The 4326-nt window shown below is 59.1% G+C and carries 3 protein-coding genes; 1 reads left to right on the top strand and 2 read right to left on the bottom strand.

Going from position 1 to position 4326, the window contains the following annotated elements:
- Positions 1–1109 precede the first annotated feature (1109 nt).
- Positions 1110–1565, bottom strand: a complete 456-nt coding sequence (locus tag EOA32_RS33845; protein WP_256748481.1) for a transposase — start codon at positions 1563–1565, stop codon at positions 1110–1112.
- A gap of 793 nt (positions 1566–2358) precedes the next feature.
- Between EOA32_RS33845 and EOA32_RS33840 the strand changes: the two genes are divergently transcribed.
- A complete protein-coding gene (locus tag EOA32_RS33840) occupies positions 2359–2874 on the top strand; it encodes a DUF2285 domain-containing protein (RefSeq protein ID WP_224570032.1) in 516 nt (171 codons plus the stop codon).
- 786 nt (positions 2875–3660) lie between these two features.
- Here EOA32_RS33840 and EOA32_RS33835 read toward each other — a convergent pair.
- The coding region (locus tag EOA32_RS33835; RefSeq protein ID WP_127257889.1) for an aldehyde dehydrogenase family protein at positions 3661–4326 on the bottom strand (666 nt) is incomplete at its 5' end.

Raw genomic sequence — 4326 nt, 5'->3', positions numbered from 1 at the left:
GCCATCGAAGCATTGGCCGCGCATTTGCTGGTCAAGCATGATCTCCAATTCGATGAGGCTCTGACGATTGTTGCGCCGCATCTTCCGCCCATGCCAGCAGCTACGCCGCCAGAGCGTCATCCGCAGCCTGCTTGATCAGCCATTCGATGTGATTTGACCACATCTGCAACACCTCGCGCTTCTCCTTGACTTTGCTATAGAGATTGTAGATTTCGCCAATGTCTGTCAAGGACGCCGCCTTGTGATTCAGTATGTGCTCGATGACGTGTGGCAATACCTGCCGCCTGCCGAGATTTGTCGCGAGCGTCCTGCGCAGATCGTGAAGGGTCCAGTTCTCCAAAGCCACCCCGTCAGTATTGACCTTGCCGTCTAGAGCCTTCTTGCCCTTCGCGTAGCCTGAGAAGTGGCTTCTTTCGTTGCCCCTCGCAGGGAAAAAAACGTGTCATTGGTCTTCGGTACCGTCTGGGGGACCGACACCGCCAGTGTGGGCAGCGGAATAAGCGTAGGCTCTTCGTTCTTCGTGCGGTCACCCGATAGTTCCATGTTCCGGCTTCAAGGTTGAGGACCAACGCATCGCGGCAACTTCCGTACGCCTCTGTCCGGTCAGAATGAGCAGCTTGACGATGGAGCCGAACGAATAGCCGATATCGCCCGGTTCGGGCTCACAGCCCGTTCATATAGCCGCCAGTTCGGCATCGTTCACCACTCGCTTGCGCTTGACGATCGGGGCCGGATCCGGATTTTCCAATCCCTCGCGGGGAAACCGCGGATGAGCCGTTGCGGCGGTTTGCGACACCAGTTGAAAAATGCCCGCATACACCAGAAGGCCGTGTTAGCCGCTTGCGGGTGACCCCCGGCGACGATCTTCTTGGTGACGTTAGCAATGTCGGTGTCGATCACATGGTGGATAGAGCGACTCCCGAGGGCAGGCACAAGATACCGGTTCAGGCTGGCCTCGACCAGTGCGGTGTTTTGAGGGTCGTTACTCGGCGGCCTGGAGGTGACCGCCATCGCCGTCCTCGGTATCGTCAGCGCTGATATGCGCCTGATCGGCAAGGAAGGCTGGCAGTTCCGATGGAGCTATGCTGGAATTTGGGTGACGAGGCTGATCAAGCGGCGCTCTGCGGCTTCGTTTCGATGACCTGGATTCCGTCCAGGAACCTGGCACCTGCGATGAGTTTCGGCAACTGATTTTGTCCTTTCAATCGTCGCCACTTCCTGGCCGCGGCCAACAGCTTGAAGACCATCAGCTGGGCGGTTTTCGAGGATAGCGAGCCCTTGGTACGCACCGTGCGATAGCGAACGGTTGCAAAGACGCTTTCGATGGGATTGGACGTTCGCAGATGATCCCAGTGTTGGGCGGGGAAATCGTAGAGCGCCAGCGACGCAATATGATCTTTCGTCAGGCAGTCGACCGCCTTGGCATACGCCTCGGCCTCCATCTCGATCGCATGCGCAAGCAATTTGCGCGCGCCGCTGCGAAGTACATCCGTCAGGGTATCATCGATTTCGTCGGGCTGACGAAGGCGAACAATGTGTTGATAGTCTCGTTCATGGCGTATCACTCTCCTTGAGAGGTACTGGCAGGCTTCATCACCCGCCTCGATACGCCGCTCTCCTCAAGCCGCCATCATCCAGTTTCCGCCATGGCTCCCCCTGATTGATCCGCTTCACCTGTGCAACTGCACAGGCTGCCCTAGCGGGGAGATTGGCCTCCAATGGCGAAAGCTTGCCGCAGGAGACCCTCCGATGACCGTGCCTATGGCGCCGCCGCTACGACAACTTGCCGACAAGCAGCGTGCGATCCACTGCCGCGCTACTGCGCCTTCAAGGGACGTCTGGATCGCGACGCAGGAGCCGATGACTGTTACGGGATCAATTCCAGGTCGCGCTGGCCGTCGCTGTGCCAGTTCGACGGTCTGGTGGCAATTTGGGCACATCTTCTGTCGCCGACAGTGGCGATGGCTGACGCTTCAACGAAACGGGGTCTTCGACGTCTGCTGCCTACGCCGATGCTTTGCGAAGTGGCATAATGTTTCGACGCACGCAGGCGCGGGCAGGGGATGTCAGTCATGAATCTCCTGACTGGCGCGGATCAGGCCGATTGGCGGGATGAAAGATCATACGACTACACCGCTGGCCTGACGCTGCGGGAGTGGGCTTGGGAGTTCTTACGCCGCAATCCAGCGTTCCAGCGCGATCTGACCGCTGCGCGCCAGCATTGCAAGACTTGGTCTCTCCAATCCTTTCTCGATATGGTCGCGTCGGCCGGCGACCTGTCACGCTGGGGTGTTCTGTTTCGCGGAGTCTTGTGGCCGCGCTTCGGTCGTATTCTGGTGTCCGCTCTGGTGCGTCCATGTGCTGCCGGTCATTGCGGAACGGTTGCCTGCCTCGTCGCCGACACCGCCGTTCGAACTCTCGGCATTGCCCTGTCGTGCAATCGTCCTGCTGGCGCCCGACAAGAGCCAGCATGTTCTTCTTCGCAATGCGGACCACGCGCTGCAGCTCGCCGTCTCGGGCGCGAATATCCTCCACCCTGTTTGCCTGCATACGCAAGCCATCTGGCCCGCGGTGCTTTTAAAGCATCGACTGAGGGGACTGGAGTGCCTCAATGCTCTCAGTCTAGGGCAACAGTTGCCCCCCCGCTTGTTTGCGCCGGAAAAGCGCGGCGTTCGTTTGTCCTTCGTTCTTCGTGCGCTCGACGGTTCGCTCGCCGGAGCACCTCATCGCGAGCTCGCCGAAGTTCTCATCGGTCAACGGCGCGTCCATGCCGACTGGGCGGATCCTCGCGATCATCTGCGCGACCGCATCCGTCGGGCCGTCTCGCGTGGCCGCGCGCTCATGAATGGTGGCTACAGAGATTTCCTAATTTGAAAAGCGACAGTCCGCGCTGTGCGTCGGTGGATGAACGTTCGCTCGCAGCTGTACCCGTCACCAACAGTTCGCCCGCCGACAGGACTGCATGGCGCCTTGCAAGTGCGCTCTGGTCTAGCTTGTCGATGCCGAAAATGAGATGGGCGAGGGTGCCAAGGCGGTGGTTCATTAGGGCCGGCCTCGACCTGGACGCACATCATTGGTCGGAAAGCGGCGTGCACCGCAATGTCGCCATAGCAGCCAAGATCCTTTGAGTCCGGACCTGCAGTCCTGTTGGACCGGCGGGTGCAACAATATGGAGGGATTTGAGGCCTCACACCGTTCCCTGGTCGACAGCTCGGTCAGACATAGCACCCACCGCTTGATTATGGAAATGGTGTGCCTGGAGTGCAGCGAGTAGCGGCTTGCTGCGCACTGTCCTAAGAATAGCAGTCATGACCCGTCTGGGGTTCTGCAACACGACGATTCAACCGCTTGGGCATTGTCGCATATCCCACAATGTAGAATGCGCAACAGGGCAAAAGCTGATCCATCGGCGGTTTATCAATGCTTTTTGGCTTGGCACGGCACATGCAACGCAATCGGCAAAAGGCGCACGAACTGAGTGGCCCATCGGCCCTAGGAGCGCTGATTTATGCCCTCCCAAGGCATGTCCGGCCCGGCAGCGAGCTCAGTCTCCTGCCGGGCATCCGTGTTTCAGGTCAACGGCGTTTGGAACTTCCAATTAGGTGGCGGCATTGACCGCAGGCCGCCCCCCGGTGGGGCGGAGAGACAGTGCAGCAGGTTTCAAATCCCGCCCATGCAAAGATATTTCATTTCCAGATAGTCCTCGAGGCCATGACGGGAACCCTCCCGCCCGATGCCGGATTGTTTGATCCCGCCAAACGGTGCCGCCTCCGAGGACATGCGTCCCGTGTTGATGCCAACCATGCCATATTCCAGAGCCTCTGCCACACGCCAGACCCGCTTCAGGTTTGAGGCATAGAAGTATGCGGCGAGGCCGTAGATCGTGTCATTGGCCTCGCGCACGACCTGATCCGCATCGTTGAAGCGAATGATCGGCGCGAGCGGCCCGAATGTCTCCTCTTGCGCGACTGCCATGACGCTGGAAATCTCGGTGAGGACCGTGGGTTCGAAAAACGTGCCATTCTTGCCGATACGCTGGCCCCCGCATCGTATTGTGCCGCCTTTCGCAATGGCATCTGCGATGTGAGACTCGATCTTGGCCAGAGCATGCTTGTCGATGAGCGGTCCGATGTCCACTCCGGCATCGAATCCGTCGCCAACCGACAAGTGCCGGATTCTTTCCACGAATTTCTTGACGAACTCATCGTGAACGCTCGATTGGACGTAAATGCGGTTCGCGGAAACGCAGGTCTGGCCGGCATTGCGGAACTTCGCCTGGACCGCACCGTCAACAGCACCGTCAATGTCGGCATCATCGAAGATGAT

The sequence above is a fragment of the Mesorhizobium sp. M1A.F.Ca.ET.072.01.1.1 genome (assembly GCF_004023325.1).
In the GTDB taxonomy this organism is placed as follows: Bacteria; Pseudomonadota; Alphaproteobacteria; order Rhizobiales; family Rhizobiaceae; genus Mesorhizobium.
The sequence above is the reverse complement of the archived record's forward strand: the minus strand, read 5'-3'. Positions and strand labels throughout refer to the sequence as shown.